This window comes from Luedemannella flava (assembly GCF_039528515.1).
GTDB classification, from domain to species: Bacteria; Actinomycetota; Actinomycetes; order Mycobacteriales; family Micromonosporaceae; genus Luedemannella; species Luedemannella flava.
Genome location: NZ_BAAALT010000014.1, coordinates 79,606 through 97,818 on the forward strand (window position 1 = coordinate 79,606; position 18,213 = coordinate 97,818).

Sequence of the window (18,213 nt, forward strand, 5' to 3'; positions counted from 1 at the left end):
AATAGGTCGCGGGGCGGATAATCCAATCGTGGACGTTGTCCTGACCACCGAGCGCCTCATCCTGCGCCGGTTCACGCCCGCGGACGTGGACCTCCTCGTCGAGCTCGACGGCGACCCCGAGGTCATGCGCTTCCTCACCAACGGCAGACCCACGCCGTACGCCACGGTCCGCGACGAGATCCTGCCAAAGATCATTCAGGGGTACACGACGCGACCGCGCCACGGAAAGTGGGCAACCCTCGACCGGTCCGGCGAGTTCCTGGGCTGGCACTCCCTGAAGTTCACCGGCGACGACACCCAGGCCGAACTGGGCTACCGGCTGCGCCGCGCCGCCTGGGGCCACGGCTACGCCACCGAGGGCGCCCGTGCCCTCATCGACGACGCGTTCACCACGCGCGGCCTACGCCGCGTCTACGCCGAGACCATGGCCGTCAACCAGGCGTCGCGCCGCGTGATGGAGAAGTCCGGCCTGCGCTACGTGCGCACGTTCCACCTCGACTTCGACGACCCGATCCCCGGCACCGAGCACGGCGAGGTCGAGTACGCCATCACCCGCGACGAGTGGCTCGCCGCCGGTTGACTACTCGCTGGCGACCTTGGGAGCAGCGTCACCTGGATCTGAGGGTTCGGGCGTCTCGCGCCCCTCACCTCTGGCCGGCTCGCCCCAACGCCGGTCGGTCAGCCAGTTGGCCACATAGTGGATCACATTGGTAACCAGGATGGCCGGCGCGATGACGGCGACCGATCCGCTGAACTGGGTCTCCAATCGCAGCGAAAGGATGATGGCGGTGATGCCGTTCTGCTGCGCGAGCGCCAAATGCAGGCGGTCGGTACGGGAGAACTTCCGCGTCAGGGCCATCCCCGCGACGATCTGGGCGACAAAGGCCATGACGCCCAGCAGCAGGCCGTCAGTCAGATTCACACCGTTGACCAGCAGCAGCCCTAATAGCACGCTGGAGAAGAGCAGGGCGTAGTTCACGATCCTTCCGACCAGCCGCTCCAGTAGCGGCGTCCGCATGAAGAGTCCCGCAATCGCGATCGCGAGCATGAGGAACTGCGCGACGGCGATCACCGCCAGAACGCTCAGCACGATGGTCAGGATCCAGGGCCGGGCGCGCAACGTAAGCCACGCCAGATAGGCCAGGCCCGCCAGGGCCAGATTCAGTGCGAGATCAATACCGTAGGCGAGCAGGCCATCCGTAACAGGCCCCTGTCCGCTCGCTTCACCGAGGCCAAAGGTCTGAGTCGCGACAGCGCTGACGTACACGACAAGGATGACGGTCATCGGATCATCGAACGACGCCCATGCGCCGAGGATAGATTTCACGCGGGATGACATCCGGGAGTCGCCCATAATCGCGGCAACGGAAAGTGGATCAATTTGTGCGACAGCAACGCCCAGGACCAGATACACCGGATCCCGCGTTGCCAGGTAGAGAATCCCACCGATCATCGCGGCCTTCGCGAAAACGCCGACGGTGACGGCGGCGATGATGATCCGCTTGTTGTCCTTCGCTTCCGCCAGGTCGATGCCGACCGTGCTGCTGAACAGCCCGACACCAAGCAACAGGCTGGTCAGGTACAGATAGGTCGTCGAGTTGTGGACGCTCCGAAGGCCGACCAACTCCGCGAACAACCAACTTCCCAGGACCAGGACGACCAACCACATACGTAGCGGGACGCGGCGCAAGAGCTGTGCGGGCAAGACGAGTCCTAACGTCGCGGTATACCACCGGACCACCAGTATCCGACAACGGACCGTCCTCAACCAGAAGCTCTGTGGCAAGTCACTCTGACTGAACGGCCGCGGATACGGTCCACTAAGGGCTGTGTCCATTTGGTGATTCCCCGCTACGTTCACGAAGGCGCATCTACCTTCGTCGCACCAACGTGCCGGGAGAATTAACGATGAGGGAATTCCTACGTCGAAGCGGCGCCGCCCTGAGCGTGTTGCTGACCGGCGTCGCGGTCGAGTTCATACTGGCAATCGGGAAGAGCGAACCCGTGAGCCTCCAACGATTCGGCACACTGCTCGCGGTCATACTTGTTCTGTCAGTCGCCCTGGAGCTCGCGGAGCGAAAGAAGATCACCTGGCGACGTCTCGTCGCGGGCGGCCTCATCGCCATCGGCCTGCTGGCGGTCGCCGCCGGGGTCCTGGTGCTGCTCAACCTCGACGTCACCGGCAACGCGTCCGTCTCCAACGTCGTCGGCACGATAATGATCAGCTGCGGCGTGATCATTTGTATGTCCGGCTTCTACGTGGCGATGCAGCGTGGTGTTGTTCAACGGGACGACCCGGCCGAATACCAGAACCGCGTCGGCTTGAGTCAACCGCTGCCCGGACCGAACTCGGCGTTGCTCACCACGTTCGACGGCGACGCCCCCGCTTCGATCGTGGCACTGTGCCGCAAGAACATGGCGTTGTACGACCTCCACTTCGTCGGCTATTACGTCAACGGCAAATGCCGGTTCTACACGGACATCCTCGACGACAACAGCGAGCAGATGCAGAACATGCGTGGCGATGTTCCCGCCGACACAAGACGACGGCGATACGAGGCGTATGGCCGCCTGACTCACGGTTTCGTCAGCCGACTGGACTCGACGTTTGAGGAGGTGGAGCAGGGGGTGCTCATCCGCGTGGTGCTGGATGTCGCGCAGGGCGCCTTCTACTACACCCGCGTCGACGCGCGTCGGTTCATCTTCGGCGTCACGATGAATCAGAACGCCGTCCTTGTCGCGGACGACAAGGTTCGCGACATCGCGGTCGAAATCGAGAAGTTGTCGGGATTGATGCCCGACGGGGGCCTCAAGCCCGACCCTGTCCCGCAAGCCGGGCCCAGCAACGTCCTTCCCATGAACGCCCGGACCGCCGCCCAGACGGCATAGGGCCGCCGGACCGGGCCGCCACGTCCGGCCCAGTCGACACGATGTGTCCTGCACCCGACGGACTCCGTGCCAACCCCACCAACGGCCATCGCGTCCTAATGACGCGACCGTGTTCAGGCCGCCACGAGGGGCTCGGAACGGAGATCACCATGCGCAGACTCGTACTCGTCGGGGTTTGTGTCGCGGCATTGGCCGCCGCGGCCTGCACCCCGACCGACAACCCTGGCACCGGGGGCACCACCACCGCACCCGGCGCCGGCTCCACGACGGCCGCACCCGCCACCACGGGGCCCGCCGGCGCCACGACGGCGCCGACCACCAAGGGCGGCGGAGGTGGCGGGGGCAGCCCGACGACCGGCACCAGCCAGGGCACCTGGAAGGTCCGGTACAACTGGAACATCCCCAGCTCGCGGGTCGCCGTCAACAACCCGCACGCGATGCCGCTGCCGCGGCTGGCCGAGATCCACGTGGGCAACCACGAAAAGGACGGCTTCGCCCGGATCTCGTTCTACTTCCGGGGCGGCATGCCGAGCTACAACTTCAACTACGCGGCCGAGGTGCTCAACGAGGGCCAGGGCGAGCCGATCAAGCTCGAGGGCAACTCGTTCCTGCGCATCCAGTTCAGCAACGCGCGGCAGCACGACGACGACTACCACAACTCGCTCAAAGTGAAGCCGGCCAACCACATCGGCTTCAAGAATCTCAAGAGCTACGCGTTCGGCGGGGACTTCGAGGGCTACATCACGTACGGGCTGGGCATCCAGTCGACCCCCAACAGCGACCACGTGCTGAAGATCCGGGTCGGCGAGCTGACGAAGAAGCCGGACGGCAAGGGCGGCTTCTTCTACGTCGTCGCCTTCGACGTCGCGATGACCTGACCGGCTCAGAGCTTGGGCGCCACGGCCAGGGTCGCGGCGACCAGCTCGACAGCCGTAATGATCTCTTTGAGTACGTCCGGGAGGGTGGCGGCGAACCGGCCGAGGCCCTCCCGGGCTTCGCGTCCCCGCACGGCGATCAGGTCGGTCATGCCGACGGCGAGCACGAGCCCGGCCAGCACCGCGGTGGGTGCGTCCAACAGTTCCGGATGGTCGAGCATGTAGCGCAGCCGGGCCCGGGGCGCGGCGGCGTCGTTGCGGTCCACGGCCGGGTAGCGCACGGTCGAGCGGAGCATGCCGCGCGACTCGACCCGGTGGATGATCCCGGCCTCGACGAGCCGCGGCCGCACCATCTCCAGGGCGTCCTTGCGCAGATACTCCACCCAGCTGCGTACGGGGTGCTCGGCGCGCTCCTTGACGATCTCCGCGAGTGCGGCGTCGCTCACGCGCTCCCGGTGGGGACGCAGGTCGACGACGGTGACCAGGCCGTTGACGACCGTGATCCGCTCACGGATGGCGAGCTCGGCCACCACGGCGCCCGCGAGCCCCGACTCGAACACCCGGGCGTTGAGGTGGCACTTGCCGGTGTATTCGTCGTGGCTGACAAGGTAGAACTCGTCCGCGAGCGGCAGTTGTCGCATCGGGCATTCCTCGGCTAGGCCCGGTGTCGGTGCGGCGACACTAGCGGACCATTGGTAGTCGTTTCAACGCCCAGCGTGGGATCACCAGCCTCACCGGCCCCACGAGTATTTGACCGGGCAAGCATCGCGGACCTTTGCCCGCTAATCTTGGGACGGCGTTCGTGAAAACTTCTCGCGCCGTACCCCCGCGAAAGAGATCCGCGTGTACCTCCCCCATGGCAGCGCGCCCGACCGCGACGGTGGCTGCACCGGTAGCCCGGCCGACGTCGCGGTCCGCGCGTACGCGAACGCGCTGCGGCACACGCTCGCCATGGCGGCCGCCACCGATCGCGCCGAGCTCACCACCCGTACTCTCGTGGCGGCCCGGGAGGTCGCGGACGCCGCGGTCGCCGCGGTGATCGAGCCCGACGGCGATCTGCGCGCCGAGGGCGACGTCGACCTCGTCGAACGGTTCGGGGCCCTCGACGCCGACCTGCGCTCGCGCCTGTGCCGCGCGCCGGCCGGCCCCACCGACCTGCTCGCCGGCGGCGCCGTCACGGTGCCGATGAGCGGCGGGGCGCTGATCGTGGCGGGTCACCCCCGTCCCGCCGCGACGCAGGTGCTCTCCCTCATCGCGGCCCACCACGTCGCCGGCCTCGACCGCCTCAGCCAGCTCGACGCGCTGCGCCGCTTCGCCAACAGCGACCCGCTCACCGGCCTGCGCCACCACCGGCCGTTCCGGCGCCGGCTCGCGAAGGCCACCCCGGGTCGCACGGCCGTCATCGCGATCGACGTCGACAACTTCAAGAGCATCAACGACGAGTACGGCCACGGGGCCGGCGACACCGCCCTGGTCCGCCTCGGCAACGCCCTGCAGGCCGCGCTGCGGTGCAGCGACGACCTCTACCGCGTCGGCGGGGACGAGTTCGCGGTCCTCGTCGAGGTCGCCGGGGAGCCGGAGGCGCTCGCCATCGCGGAGCGGCTGCTGCGCGCCGCCCGGTCCGCCGGTCACCCGGTGAGCGCCGGGGTGGCCCTGCGCCGCGACGACGAGGACGGCCCCGACACGCTCCGGCGGGCCGACGCCGCCCTTTACGTAGCCAAACGCGCCGGCCGCGATACCGCCCGAATGGCCGACCGACCTGCATGATCAGGGCGTGGACCCGGTCGACCTGTACTGGTGGAGTCCCGTGCGCGACCCGAGGGTGCTGGCCCGGCAGGTGCGCGTGCGGGGCGGTGTGTGGGCGCGACTGCTCGCCCGCTCGGGACGATCCATGGTCAACTTCGGCGACGAACTGAACCCGCTCCTGGTCGGCCGGCTGCTGGGCCGCCCGGTCCGCTGGACGCCGCCGGACCGGGCCGCGCTCGTCGCGATCGGCTCCGTCGTCGAGCACGTACCCGCGTCGCGACGGCCGCCGGACGCGCCGCCGGTGACCGTGTGGGGCTCCGGCCTGCACGACCGTCCGGGCCAGGCGCCGGTCGTCGCCGGCGTCCGGTTCGCCGCCGTGCGCGGCCCGTTGACCCGCGACGCCCTGGGCCTGCCCGCCGACACGCCGCTGGGCGACCCCGGACTGCTCGTGCCGGTCAGCCTGCCCGCGCCGCGCCGGGTCGGGCGCGCCGACCTGATCCTGGTCCCGCACTACGCCGACTTCGAGTCGCGGTCGGCGCGCCAGGCGATGGCGCGGCTGGCGGCGCGCGGCGTCCAGATCGTGCCGACCACCACCCGGACGATGACGCTGCTCGACCGGCTGGCCTCGGCCGACCTGGTGCTCGCCAGCGCCCTGCACGGCCTGATCGTGGCCGACGCGTACGGGGTCCCGGCCGTTCCGGTGCACCTGGGCGGCGGCTCCACGCAGCCGCTGTTCAAGTACGCCGACTACGCCGCCTCGGTGGGGCTGACCCACGAGTGGCTGCCCATCCCGGAGCGGGTGGACGCGGCCGCCCTGATCGCCACGGCCCGCGCCCGGGCGGAGGAGCGCCGCGCGATCCTTGCGACGACGGTGCCGGAACGCCAGCACGACCTCACGGTGGCCCTGGACGTGCTGGACGCGATGCGCGGCTAACGTTCGAGTTCGGCGAGCGCGCGGTCGAGCAGGTCGCCGAACTCGGGCCCGGCCGGATCGGCGAGCCACCGCTCGCTGACGGCGAGGACCGCGCCGGCGACCGCGCCGGCCAGCACATGCGCGGCGAAGTCGTCGCCGGGGCGCCCGTCGCGGGTCTGGAACAGGTCACGCATCATGCCCATGGTGGTGAGCAGGTTCTCCAGGGCGCGCGCCCGCAGCGCCGGCACCGACAGCACCAGCATGCTGCGCTCGTTGAGGGCGGCCTTGGCCGTGGGGTCCAGGTTGCCGAACACGTCGCGGATGACGTGCCGCAGCGCGCCGATGGTGGTGAGCTCCACCGGCGCGCTGAGGAACCGTTCGGCGATCACGTCGTCGTACTCGTCGAGGATGACGACGTCTTCCTTCGTCTTGAAGTAGCGGAAGAACGTGCTCGGGGACACCTCGGCGGCGGCCGCGATCTGGTCCACCGTCGTCGCGTCGTACCCCTGCTCCGCGAAGAGCCGCAACGCGTGGTCCTGGATGGACCACCGGGTCTTCTGCTTCTTGCGTTCACGCAGGCCGGGCGACGACGTCATGGTGTGATTCTTCCTCGCCGGGCGGCGCCGTGGCGACCGGCTGCCCCCGCAGGAACATGGCGACGCACACGGCGCCGATCAGTGCGAGCCCCGCGCAGGCCGCGAGCACCACGTCCATGGCGTGCACGTACGCGGCGGGCGTGCTCTCCGCGATGCCGCGCCCGTCGAGCTGACCGGACAGCAGGCTGCCCAGCAGCGCTACGCCGAGCGCGGCCCCGACCTGGCGCAGCGTCATGGTGATCGCGGTGCCGGCGCCGGCCCGCTCGGCCGGCAGGTCGTCGAGGACCACGGCCATCGCGGGCGCCATGGCGCTGCCCGTGCCGAACCCGAGCACGGCGAGCCACAGGGCCGTCGACGCGTAGCCGTCGCCGAGGTCGGTCCGCGCGCCGAGCCCGAGGCCGACCGCCGCGACAACCAACCCGACGGTGATCGGAATCCGTGCGCCGAGCCGCCCGACGAGCCGCTCGGACGCGGCCGCGCCGACGATCAGCCCCGCCATCATCGGGATGAGCCGCACCCCGACGCCCAGCGCGTCGTGCCCGAGCACCAGCTGCAGGTACGCCGGCAGCACGAACAGCACCCCGAACATCGCGAACGTCGCGAGCGTCGCGGCGAGCGACCCCCACAGGAACCGCACCCGCGCAAACCACAAAAGATCAATCATCGGGTACGCGCTGCGCCGCTCCCACCACACGAACGCGGCGAGGACGGCGGCGCCGGCGCCGATCGCGCACAGCACGCGGGCGTCCGCCCAGCCCCGCTGCGGCACCTCGATCACCCCGTAGATCAGCCCGACCAGCCCGACGGTCGAGAGCGCGCCCCCGACCAGGTCGGCCGGGCGTGGTTCGGGGTCGCGGGTCTCGGGGATGAGCGCGACGACGGCGACGGCCGCGACCGCGACGACCGGCAGGTTGACCAGGAACACCGAGCCCCACCAGAAGTGCCGCAGCAGCCACCCGCCGACGATCGGCCCGAGCGGGATGCCCACGCCGGCGGCCATCATCGCGACGGCCACGGCCCGCGCCCGCTGCTCCGGCGGAAAGATCGCCGGCAGCACGGCCAGCGTGGTCGGCGTGAGCACGGCCGCCCCGATCCCCATGAGCGCCCGCGCCCCGACGAGCGTACCGGCGCTGGTCGCATAGGTGGCGACGAGCGACGCGGCCCCGAACAGCCCCAGCCCCGCCAGCAGCACCCGCTTGCGCCCGACCCGGTCGGCGAGCGCGCCCGCGGGCAGCAACAACCCCGCGAACACCAGGATGTACGCGTCCACGATCCACTGCAGCTCGCTGACGCCGGCGCCAAGTTCCGTCGCGAGCGTCGGCAGCGCCACGTTGAGGATCGTCCCGTCGAACCCGAGCGTCAGCATGCACAGCACGATCGCCCCGAGCGCGAGCCACCGCCCACGCCCGTCCTTCATGACAGCAACCATGAAATGAGAGTAGCTTCCACTTCATAGTTACTGTCAAGTTCGTGGGACCCCTACGTAGAGTTATGGGGACGGAGAGTGATGAGGGCTACGAGATGCGCCATGCCCCGCCACCCACTTTGCTCTGCTTCCTCATAGGAATCGGCGCGCTAGCTGCGGCGATGCGACCGCGCGGTGACGAGGGCGGTCACGCTGGGTGAGTGATTCCTATAGGGAAGCAGAGCAAAGTGGGTGCAGGGGTTGTTGGGCAGCGGAACAGAAAGTACCGGGCGTAGCCGTCAGTGCGTCGGCTTGATGGCTCGGGTGGCGAAGTAGCCGGGGAGGTAGCGGCCCGTCGGGCCGGCGTGGTGGGGGGCCTCCTGGAAGGCCGAGAGCAGGAAGCCGGCCTCAAGTTGGCCGCCGATCTGGTCGGAGAGGGTGTGGCTCCACTCGACCGTCGAGCCCGGGCCGAAGAGGCGGTCGCGCTCCTCCTGGGTCAGGTGGGTCAGATCCGAGTACGGCAGGGCGTGGCGGACCACGAACTCACCCCGGTTGTCGAGCGCGTCGGCGTCGAAGATGTAGAGGTCCGGGTTGAGGAAGCCGGCGAGCAGGAGGCCGCCGGGGCGCAGGACGCGGAAGCACTCGCGCCACACCACGCGCACGTCCGGGACGAACAGGTTCGACACCGGGTGGAAGATCAGATCGAAGCTGGCGTCGGGGAACCGGCTCAGGTCGGCCATGTCGCCCTGCTCCAGGCGGATCGACAGGCCCTCGCGCGACGCCACCTCGGCGTCGCGCGCCAGCTGGGCGGGCGAGTTGTCGAAGCTCGTCACCGTCGCGCCGGCCGCCGCCAGGACCGGGGCCTGCTGGCCGCCGCCCGAGGCCAGCGCGAGCAGGTCCACGCCGGCCAGCGACGCCGGGAACCACTCGCGCGGGACGGGCGCGTGGCCGATGAGCACGATCGACCAGTCGCCATGGCGGGCCCGCTCGATCACGTCCGGGCCGACCGGCCGGGTCCACTCGTTGTCCTGCGCGACCTGACGGTCCCACGCCTCACGGTTGTGCGCCACGATGTCCATGGCGGCCCAGGCTAGCTGGCCAAACGCAGATGGGCCCGCGAATATCGCGGGCCCATCCACCAACAGGACTCAGTTCTTGGTCAGCTCGACCGCGAGCAGCTCGGCGATCTGCGCGGTGTTCAGGGCGGCGCCCTTACGCAGGTTGTCGCCGGTCACGAACAGGTCGACCGCGCGCGGGTCGTCGAGCGACTTGCGGATGCGGCCCACCCACGTCGGGTCGGTGCCGACCGCGTCGGCCGGCATCGGGAACTCGCCGGCGCCCGGGTCGTCGACCAGGACCACGCCCGGCGCGCCGCGCAGCAGCTCATTGCACTCCTCGGCGTCCACCTCGGCGCCGAAGACCGCGTGCACCGCGAGCGAGTGGCCGGTCACGACCGGGACCCGCACGCAGGTCGCCGAGACCTTCAGGTCGGGCAGGCCCAGGATCTTGCGGGACTCGTTGCGGACCTTGAGCTCCTCGCTCGACCAGCCGTTCTCGCGCAGGGAACCGGCCCACGGCACGACGTTGAGCGCGAGCGGGGCGGGGAACGGGCCGAGGTCCTCGCCGATGGCCTGGCGCACGTTGCCGGCGCGCGAGCCGAGCGCCCGGTCGCCGGCCACCTTGTTGATCTGGTTGAGCAGCGTGTCGACGCCCACCTGACCCGCACCCGACGCGGCCTGGTACGAGGCGACGATCAGCTCGCGCAGCCCGTACTCCCGGTGCAGGGCACCGATGGCGACGATCATGGTGAGGGTCGTGCAGTTGGGGTTCGAGATGATGCCCTTGGGCCGGTTGCGCGCCGCCTCCGGGTTCACCTCGGGCACCACGAGCGGGACCTGCGGATCCATCCGGAAGGCGCCCGAGTTGTCGACCACGATCGCGCCGCGCGCGGCCGCGATCGGGCCCCACTCCAGGGACACCTCGTCCGGCACGTCGAACATCGCCACGTCGACGCCGTCGAAGACCTCGGGGGCCAGCGCCTGGACGATGACCTCCTCACCGCGGACGGTGAGGGTCTTGCCGGCCGACCGCGGCGAGGCGATCAGACGGATCTCGCCCCAGACGTTCTTGCGGGAGGAGAGCAGCTCCAGCATCACCGTGCCGACCGCTCCGGTCGCACCGACCACCGCAAGAGTGGGTCTGTCTGCCATCTCGCCTTACCTCCCGGTTCCCGCGTACACAATCGCCTCGGTGTCCCCGCCGAGCTCGAACGCGTCGTGGACGGCGCGCACGGCCTGGTCGAGGTCGGTGTCACGGCACACGACCGAGACGCGGATCTCCGAAGTGGAGATCATTTCGATGTTGACTCCGGCCTCGGCGAGCGCCCCGAAGAACTTCGCCGCGACCCCGTGGTGCGAACGCATGCCCGCCCCGATCAACGAGACCTTACCGATGTGGTCGTCGTAGAGCAGGCCCTTGAAGCCCACGCTCTCCTGAATCTTGCTGAGCGCGGCCATCGCCGCCGGGCCGTCGGACTTGGGCAGCGTGAACGAGATGTCCGTGCGTCCGGACGACTCCGTGGAGACGTTCTGCACGATCATGTCGATGTTGCTGCCGGACGCGGAGACCGTGTGGAAGATGCGGGCCGCTTCTCCCGGCGAGTCCGGCACGCCGACGATAGTGATCTTCGCCTCGCTGCGGTCGTGCGCGACGCCGGTGATGAGTGCTTGCTCCACGGGAAGGTCCTCCATTGAGCCAGTGACCATGGTGCCGGTCTTCTGGGAGTACGACGAGCGGACGTGGATCGGCAGGCCGAACCGGCGCGCGTACTCCACGCTGCGCAGGTGCAGGACCTTCGCGCCGCAGGCCGCCAGCTCCAGCATCTCCTCGTAGGTGATCTGGGCGATGTGCCGGGCGTTCGGCGCGACGCGCGGGTCGGCGCTGAAGATGCCGTCGACGTCGGTGTAGATCTCGCAGACGTCGGCCTTCAGCGCGGCGGCGAGCGCGACCGCGGTGGTGTCCGAACCGCCGCGGCCCAGGGTGGTGATGTCCTTGGTGTCCTGCGAGACGCCCTGGAAACCGGCCACGATGCAGATCGCGCCCTCGTCGAGCGCCTGGCGCAACCGGCCCGGCGTCACGTCGATGATGCGCGCCTTGCCGTGCGCCGACGTCGTGATGACGCCGGCCTGCGAGCCCGTGTAGGACCGGGCCTCGAAGCCCAGGTTGTGGATCGCCATCGCCAGGAGTGCCATGGAGATCCGCTCGCCGGCGGTGAGCAGCATGTCCAGCTCGCGGCCCGGGGGCAGCGGGCTCACCTGGTGGGCGAGGTCGATCAGCTCGTCGGTGGTGTCGCCCATCGCGGAGACCACGACCACAACATCGTCACCCGCCTTGCGGGCGCCGACGATGCGCTCGGCGACGCGCTTGATGCGCTCGGCGTCCTTGACGGATGAGCCACCGTACTTTTGCACGATCAAGGCCACGTGCGCCGACGCTCCTCTCGGATCAGCTGTCGCCCGCCGGAAACCGTGCCGTGACAAGGCACAGCGCCGTCGGCCATGTGGCCGGCCGGCGCCGACGAGCTCCTGACCAGGATACTCGCGGCCGCGAACGCCCGGGAGAGTCGATCCCACGATCCGGTGCGACGGTCGTCGACAATGATGTTCGTGCGCCCACGTCGTCATTTCTCGAATAATGTCCCTGCCGTCCCCATCCGGAATCGAAAGGTGTCCCGCGGCGGCAGTGCCGGGCGCCGTCCGTTCGCGGCCGCGGCGGGAGTGGCATTACTCACGATGACCTTCGCGCTGGCCGGTTGCGGGGGCAGCGAGCCGCCCGCCAAGGCGTCGCAGACCCCACCGCCCACCCTCCGCGAGGCCGCCCGCGACCAGCTCGCCGCGAGCGTCGCCACGGCGAAGGACCGCCGGTACGTCGCGACGTACCGGCTGCGCAGCAAGAATCGCGACGAGCGGACCGTGACCGTGGCGCTCGCCACGGACAACTCGTGGGTCGTCTCGGTCCCCGGCGGCCTGCTCGGCGGGTACGCCGACGCGGCCGTGTTCCGCTCGGCGGACGGCCTGTTCCAGTGCGCGCTCGGCCCGTCGGCATCGACGGTCGCCGACCCGGCCGCGCCCAACGTCACCCCCGGGTGCGTGAAGGTCACGAAGCTCACCAGCGGCACCGACCCGAAGGTGCAGCACGTGTTCACGGACTGGATCGACGTGCTGCTCGACCCGGCGGCGCCCTTCTCCGTGGCGCTGGCCCAGCGGCTGGAGAAGGCGGCCGGCACCTGCTTCTCGATCGAGTCGAACACAGCGGCGCTCGCGTCCCCGATCGACCCGGGCATCTACTGCTACCGGTCGGACGGCACCCTCACCGCGGCCCGCACGTCCTTCGGCACGCTCGTCCTGGTCGGCGACCCCGACCCGGCGCCCGCCTCGATTGCCCTGCCGGCCCCGATCATGGCCGGCGGCCCGCTGTCGATCGCCGCCCCGCCCCCGCCGCCCTCGCCCACACTGGGCACGACCGCCGAAGCGACTCCCTGATGCCCGGGAGCGACAATTGCCACATCCCGCCGCCGAAGGTGTGAGCGCGTAGGCCCGGCGTGTATTGTCGGGGGCGTTATGTGGCAGGCGCTGCTCCTTCTTATGCGCCGCGACGAGGCTTAGTAGCCCCGGGGAACATCCCGGCGCGAAGGCCGGCACCTCGTCGCGGTGTTTTCGCGCGCCACGCCCTGAGCGTCTCACTGTGAGTCGCGCGGCCGGTCAGTCTGATCACTTTCATTCGATCAATCGAGACCGCGACCCATCACGACCTCAGGAGCTTCGCCATGACGACGATCGACCCCATCGCGCGCCAGATCGCCAGCACGATGCCCGTACACCGCTATAAGCCGTACCACCAGGTTTTTGATATCGAGATCGCGGACCGCACGTGGCCCACGAAGGTGACCACGACGGCGCCGCGCTGGTGCGCCGTGGACCTGCGCGACGGCAACCAGGCCCTGATCGACCCGATGTCGCCGGAGCGCAAGCGGCGCATGTTCGCACTGCTGGTGCAGATGGGCTACAAGGAGATCGAGGTCGGCTTCCCGGCGGCCAGCCAGACGGATTATGACTTCATCCGGCAGCTGATCGAGGAAGAGCTGATCCCGGACGACGTCACCATCCAGGTGCTGACGCAGTGCCGGGAGCACCTGATCGACCGGACCTTCGAGTCGCTGCGCGGCGCGAAGCGGGCGATCGTGCACTTCTACAACTCGACGTCCGTGCTGCAGCGGCGCGTCGTGTTCGGGCTGGACAAGGACGGCATCACCGACATCGCCACGTCCGGCGCGCGGCTGTGCAAGAAGTACGCCGAGATCCACACCCCGGACACGCAGATCTTCTACGAGTACTCCCCGGAGTCGTACACGGGCACCGAGCTGAGCTACGCCCTGGAGGTCTGCTCGGCCGTCATCGAGGCGATCGACCCGACCCCCGACTGGCCGCTGATCATCAACCTGCCGGCGACGGTGGAGATGGCCACGCCGAACGTCTACGCCGACTCGATCGAGTGGATGCACCGCAACCTGCCCCGGCGCGACTCCGTGATCCTGAGCCTGCACCCGCACAACGACCGGGGCACCGGCGTCGCGGCCGCCGAGCTGGGCCTGCTGGCCGGCGCGGACCGCATCGAGGGCTGCCTGTTCGGCAACGGCGAGCGCACCGGCAACGTCGACCTGGTCACGCTGGGCCTGAACCTGTTCTCGCAGGGCATCGACCCGCAGATCAACTTCGCCAACATCGACGAGATCAAGCGCACCGTCGAGTACTGCAACCAGCTGCCCGTGCACGAGCGTCACCCGTACGCCGGGGACCTGGTCTACACGTCGTTCTCCGGCTCGCACCAGGACGCCATCAAGAAGGGCTTCGACTGGCTGGGCCGCGACGCCTCCGAGGCCGGCGTGACGGTCGACCAGTTCACCTGGGGCGTGCCCTACCTGCCGATCGACCCGAAGGACGTGGGCCGGTCGTACGAGGCCGTCATCCGGGTGAACTCGCAGTCCGGCAAGGGCGGCGTCGCGTACATCATGAAGGAGGAGCACCACCTGGACCTGCCGCGTCGGCTGCAGATCGAGTTCTCCGGCGTGGTGCAGCGGCACACCGACGACGAGGGCGGCGAGGTGCTGCCGGGCGCGATGTGGGAGATCTTCTCCACGGAGTACCTGGTGGACCACCAGATCTCCCCGACCATCGCCGTGTCGAACTATTCCGTCGCGACCGTCGACGGCAAGGTGGAGCTGATCGCCGAGGGCGGCCCGACCGGGCGGCTCACCGGCGTCGGCAACGGCCCGATCGACGCGTTCGTGCACGCGCTGTCCAATGTCGACATCTCGGTGCGCGTCCTGGACTACGCCGAGCACGCCATGTCGGCGGGCGGCGACGCGCAGGCCGCCGCGTACGTCGAGTGCGAGGTCAACGGCGAGACGTACTGGGGCGTCGGGGTCGACCCGAACATCGTCACCGCGTCGCTGCGCGCCGTCTCCTCGGCCGTGAACCGCGGCACGCGCGGCTGATTTTCTCTGTCGTGTTCACTCCCCTTGGCGGCGCAAACCGCCGCCAAGGGGAGTGAAACGCCCGACATCGGTCCTAGCCTAAGGTCCCCTCGGCACGCATGCTGTTACCCGTGCGCTCACCCCTCCGCGTCATCCTCGCCTCCGTCGCCTGTGGACTGCTGCTGACCGCCGGCAGCTGCGACGTCGAAACCCCCGGATCCGCGACCGGCAACGGCAGCGGCAGCGGGGCCACCGCCCCGAAGCCCAAGCCGGGCGGGGGCGCCGCGGCGGGCATGCTCACGCAGCTCAAGGTCGCCGAGTGGCACTCGATGTCCGGCTACAGCCGCGACCGCTTCCCGCACTGGACCAGCCAGGGTTCCGGGTGCGACACCCGCGAGGCGGTCCTCAAGCGCGACGGCAGGAACGTCAAGACCACGGCCGACTGCAAGGTCACCGAGGGCTCGTGGCACAGCGTCTACGACAGCAAGGACTTCACCGAGCCGGGCGACCTCGACATCGACCACATGGTGCCGCTGGCCGCCGCTTGGCGCGCGGGCGCGTGGGACTGGTCCGACGACAAGCGCAGCGACTTCGCCAACGACATGGACCGGCCGCAGCTGTTCGCCGTGTCCGCCTCGTCGAACCGCTCCAAGGGCGACCAGGACCCGTCGACGTGGAAGCCGCCGACGAAGAGCTACTGGTGTCAGTACGCCGTCGACTGGGTAACCGTGAAGTCCTACTGGAAGCTGACCGTCACCGCCAAGGAGAAGTCGGCGCTGGAGGACATGCTCGCAACCTGCTGACACGCTTCCGGCGACGATGGGAGAGTGAACGCATGGCAGAGCAGCGGGTCACCGACATCCTCCCGGGGCCGGGCGGGGTGATGACCGACGAGGTCGGCGTCGTCACCGGCGACCTGACCCTGCGTACGGAGGTCGACGACGCGCTCAACCTGGTCGTGCGCGTCCAGTACAAGGACGCCGCCGAGTGGTACACCGTGACGGGCGCGAAGGCGCAGCTCGCCGACGTGAAGGACATCGACGCGGTGCACACGGTCGTGGTGGCGGCGCTGCACCGCCCCGAAGGTTAGGAACGCCAGGGGTCGCCGGTGATGCGCTCGTAGAGTTCCGCGTAGCGGGCGTGCGTGCGCTCGACGATCTCGTCGGGAATTTCCGGACCGGGAGCCGTCTTGTCCCAGCCCGTGCTCACGGCCCAGTCGCGGACGATCTGCTTGTCGTACGAGTTCTGCGCGCGGCCCGGCTCCCACTCGTCGGCCGGCCAGAAGCGCGACGAGTCCGGGGTCAGCACCTCGTCGCCGAGCGTCAGCGCGCCGTCGGCCGCGTACCCCAGCTCGATCTTCGTGTCCGCGATGATGACGCCGCGCTCCGCGGCGATCGCGGCGCCCCGCCGGTAGATGGCGAGCGTGATGCCGCGCAGGTCGGCCGCCACTTGGGCGCCGACCTTGTCGACGACCTCGTCGTACGTCATGGGCTCGTCGTGGCTGCCCATGGGCGCCTTGGTCGACGGCGTGAAGATCGGCTCGGGCAGCGCGGACCCGTCGACGAGCCCGGGCGGCAGCGCGACGCCGGACACGGCGCCCTTGGCCCTGTAGTCGGTAAGGCCGCTGCCCGTCAGGTAGCCACGGGCGACGCACTCGACCGGCACCATCTCCAGCTTCTTGCACCGCACGGCCCGCCCGGCGAACTCCGCCGGCACGTCGGTGGCCGAGATGATGTGGTGCGGCAGCAGGTCGGCGAGGCGGTCGAACCACCACAGCGACAGCTGCGTGAGGATCTTGCCCTTGTCCGGGATGGGGGTGGGCAGGATGACGTCGTACACGGACACCCGGTCGGAGGCGACCAGGATGATGTCGTCGCCGTCGGAGTAGACGTCGCGGACCTTGCCGGAGTGCAGGAGCTTCACGGCGATCACCTTAGACCGCGCGGCGGCCCTCGAACGCCCGGCCGAGGGTGATCTCATCGGCGTACTCCAGGTCACCGCCCACCGGCAGGCCGCTGGCGAGTCGCGTCACCGAAAGTCCCATCGGTTTGATCAGCAGCGCCAGGTACGTCGCCGTGGCCTCGCCCTCGGTGTTCGGGTCCGTGGCGAGGATGATCTCCTTCACGGTGCCGCCGGCCAGGCGCGTCATGAGGTCGCGGATGCGCAGCTGGTCGGGCCCGATGCCGTCGAGCGGGTTGATCGCCCCGCCGAGCACGTGGTACCGCCCGCGGAACTCGCCCGTCTTCTCGATCGCGATGACGTCCTTGGGCTCCTCGACGACGCAGATCAGCTCGTCGGTGCGGCGCGGGTCGCGGCAGATGCGGCACTTCTCGGACTCGGCCACGTTGAAGCACGTGTCGCAGAAGCGCACCTGTTCCTTGACGCGGGTCAGCGCGCCGGCGAGCCGGTTCACGTCGACCTTGTCGGACTGCAGGATGTGGAAGGCGATCCGTTGGGCGCTCTTGGGGCCCACGCCGGGCAGGCGGCCCAGCTCGTCGATGAGGTCCTGGATGGCTCCCTCGTACATCGGCGTCAGAAGCCGGGCAGGCCGAGGCCGCCCAGACCGCTGGTGAGCGGGCCCATCTTCGCCTCGCTGAGGTCCTTGCCGGCGGCGGCCGCGTTGTGGATCGCGGCGAGGACCAGGTCCTCCAGGGTCTCGACGTCGTCGGGGTCCACGGCCTTCGGGTCGATCTTCACGCCGCGGAACTCGCCGGACGCGGTCGCGGTGACGGTGACGAGGCCGCCCCCGGCGGTGCCGGTCACCTCGGTCTCGGCCAGTTCGGCCTGCGCCGCCTCCATCTGCTGCTGCATGCGCTGCATCTGCAGCATGAGCTTCTGCGGGTTCATTCCGGGACGCACGGTGCGCTCCTCAGGTCGGGCCGGCTGTCCCCCTGAGCCTAGACGGTCACCAGGTGGCTCACCGGGCCGGCGCTTCGCCGATCTTCTCGGCGCCGAGCTTCTCGGCGAGAAGGCGCAGGGCCTGCTCCTCGCTCGTGCCGAGGGCCGCCTCCGCCTCGTCGTCGAGCGGCTCGTCGCCCGGGTCGAACCCGTCGTAGAACCCGTTGCCGGCCGGCTTGTCATAGTCGGGGTCGAAGGGCGGTTCGTCCGGCGGCGGGCCGTCGTCGTTCCGGACATTCTGGGGAGTACGGCCGACAGCGCCGCCCCCCGACGCCGAACGCGCCCGGGGCAGGGCCGCCCCGCCGTCCCCGGCGCTCCCGCGCCCCTCGGCGTTCCCCCGGCCGGCCCGCGCGGCCGCC

18 protein-coding genes and 2 pseudogenes are annotated in these 18,213 nt (G+C 69.8%); 9 read left to right on the forward strand and 11 right to left on the reverse strand.

The window, feature by feature from the left end:
• The first annotated feature begins 25 nt into the window (after positions 1-25).
• Positions 26-580 (forward strand): GNAT family N-acetyltransferase, encoded by a 555-nt coding sequence (locus ABD211_RS04080; RefSeq protein ID WP_425560341.1) that lies wholly within the window; start codon positions 26-28, stop codon positions 578-580.
• Here the strand turns inward: ABD211_RS04080 and ABD211_RS04085 are convergent, their stop codons facing one another.
• Positions 581-1,636: a cation:proton antiporter gene (locus tag ABD211_RS04085; RefSeq protein WP_344126335.1), complete on the reverse strand. Its 1,056-nt coding sequence runs from the start codon at positions 1,634-1,636 to the stop codon at positions 581-583.
• A 272-nt stretch (positions 1,637-1,908) separates the two neighbouring features.
• Between ABD211_RS04085 and ABD211_RS04090 the strand changes: the two genes are divergently transcribed.
• Both ABD211_RS04090 and ABD211_RS04095 read left to right on the forward strand, forming a co-directional pair.
• Positions 1,909-2,889, forward strand: a complete 981-nt coding sequence (locus ABD211_RS04090; protein ID WP_344126337.1) for a hypothetical protein — start codon at positions 1,909-1,911, stop codon at positions 2,887-2,889.
• A 149-nt stretch (positions 2,890-3,038) separates the two neighbouring features.
• A complete protein-coding gene (locus ABD211_RS04095) occupies positions 3,039-3,767 on the forward strand; it encodes an AMIN-like domain-containing (lipo)protein (RefSeq protein ID WP_344126339.1) in 729 nt (242 codons plus the stop codon).
• Positions 3,768-3,772: 5 nt separating this feature from the next.
• Here the strand turns inward: ABD211_RS04095 and ABD211_RS04100 are convergent, their stop codons facing one another.
• Positions 3,773-4,405 carry a GOLPH3/VPS74 family protein gene (locus ABD211_RS04100; protein ID WP_344126341.1) on the reverse strand — a complete coding sequence of 211 codons (633 nt, stop codon included), beginning with the start codon at positions 4,403-4,405 and terminating at the stop codon, positions 3,773-3,775.
• Positions 4,406-4,607: 202 nt separating this feature from the next.
• Between ABD211_RS04100 and ABD211_RS04105 the strand changes: the two genes are divergently transcribed.
• Positions 4,608-5,531, forward strand: coding sequence for a GGDEF domain-containing protein (locus ABD211_RS04105; protein WP_344126343.1), 924 nt, complete (start codon positions 4,608-4,610; stop codon positions 5,529-5,531).
• A gap of 7 nt (positions 5,532-5,538) precedes the next feature.
• The gene (locus tag ABD211_RS04110) at positions 5,539-6,444 is read left to right on the forward strand and encodes a polysaccharide pyruvyl transferase family protein (protein WP_344126345.1); all 906 of its coding nucleotides are present in this window, start codon (positions 5,539-5,541) and stop codon (positions 6,442-6,444) included.
• On the opposite strand, the gene ABD211_RS04115 is transcribed toward ABD211_RS04110, so the two are convergent.
• The 5 genes from ABD211_RS04115 to ABD211_RS04135 all read right to left on the reverse strand — a co-directional run bounded on the left by ABD211_RS04115 (position 6,441) and on the right by ABD211_RS04135 (position 11,906).
• Entirely contained in the window at positions 6,441-7,019 is a 579-nt protein-coding gene (locus ABD211_RS04115; protein ID WP_344126347.1) for an acyl-CoA-like ligand-binding transcription factor, read from the reverse strand. The two genes, ABD211_RS04110 and ABD211_RS04115, sit on opposite strands and share 4 nt — an antisense overlap.
• Positions 6,994-8,448: a DHA2 family efflux MFS transporter permease subunit gene (locus ABD211_RS04120; protein ID WP_344126349.1), complete on the reverse strand. Its 1,455-nt coding sequence runs from the start codon at positions 8,446-8,448 to the stop codon at positions 6,994-6,996. Before ABD211_RS04120 ends, ABD211_RS04115 begins: the two co-directional genes overlap by 26 nt.
• Before the next feature lie 275 nt (positions 8,449-8,723).
• On the reverse strand, positions 8,724-9,503 hold the full coding sequence (locus ABD211_RS04125; protein ID WP_344126351.1) for a class I SAM-dependent methyltransferase: 780 nt from the start codon (positions 9,501-9,503) through the stop codon (positions 8,724-8,726).
• A 69-nt stretch (positions 9,504-9,572) separates the two neighbouring features.
• Complete coding sequence (locus ABD211_RS04130; protein ID WP_344126353.1) at positions 9,573-10,634, reverse strand: aspartate-semialdehyde dehydrogenase; 1,062 nt, start codon at positions 10,632-10,634, stop codon at positions 9,573-9,575.
• A gap of 6 nt (positions 10,635-10,640) precedes the next feature.
• Positions 10,641-11,906, reverse strand: a complete 1,266-nt coding sequence (locus ABD211_RS04135; RefSeq protein WP_344126355.1) for an aspartate kinase — start codon at positions 11,904-11,906, stop codon at positions 10,641-10,643.
• Between the two features lie 309 nt (positions 11,907-12,215).
• Between ABD211_RS04135 and ABD211_RS04140 the strand changes: the two genes are divergently transcribed.
• The 4 genes and pseudogenes from ABD211_RS04140 to ABD211_RS04155 form a co-directional block, all read left to right on the forward strand.
• A complete protein-coding gene (locus tag ABD211_RS04140; RefSeq protein WP_344126357.1) occupies positions 12,216-12,965 on the forward strand; it encodes a hypothetical protein in 750 nt (249 codons plus the stop codon).
• A 284-nt stretch (positions 12,966-13,249) separates the two neighbouring features.
• Positions 13,250-14,977, forward strand: coding sequence for a 2-isopropylmalate synthase (gene leuA / locus ABD211_RS04145; RefSeq protein ID WP_344126359.1), 1,728 nt, complete (start codon positions 13,250-13,252; stop codon positions 14,975-14,977).
• Between the two features lie 98 nt (positions 14,978-15,075).
• Positions 15,076-15,759, forward strand: coding sequence for an HNH endonuclease family protein (locus ABD211_RS04150; RefSeq protein ID WP_425560340.1), 684 nt, complete (start codon positions 15,076-15,078; stop codon positions 15,757-15,759).
• 44 nt (positions 15,760-15,803) lie between these two features.
• A pseudogene (locus tag ABD211_RS04155) lies at positions 15,804-16,046 on the forward strand (hypothetical protein); the annotation flags it as partial.
• Here the strand turns inward: ABD211_RS04155 and ABD211_RS04160 are convergent.
• The 4 genes and pseudogenes from ABD211_RS04160 to ABD211_RS04175 form a co-directional block, all read right to left on the reverse strand.
• A complete protein-coding gene (locus tag ABD211_RS04160; RefSeq protein WP_344126363.1) occupies positions 16,043-16,879 on the reverse strand; it encodes a phosphoribosylaminoimidazolesuccinocarboxamide synthase in 837 nt (278 codons plus the stop codon). The pseudogene ABD211_RS04155 and the gene ABD211_RS04160 overlap by 4 nt on opposite strands.
• A 10-nt stretch (positions 16,880-16,889) precedes the next feature.
• Positions 16,890-17,483 (reverse strand): recombination mediator RecR, encoded by a 594-nt coding sequence (recR, locus tag ABD211_RS04165; protein WP_344126365.1) that lies wholly within the window; start codon positions 17,481-17,483, stop codon positions 16,890-16,892.
• Positions 17,484-17,488: 5 nt separating this feature from the next.
• A complete protein-coding gene (locus ABD211_RS04170) occupies positions 17,489-17,803 on the reverse strand; it encodes a YbaB/EbfC family nucleoid-associated protein (RefSeq protein ID WP_344126376.1) in 315 nt (104 codons plus the stop codon).
• Positions 17,804-17,873: 70 nt separating this feature from the next.
• Positions 17,874-18,213: pseudogene (locus tag ABD211_RS04175) on the reverse strand (DNA polymerase III subunit gamma and tau); the annotation flags it as partial.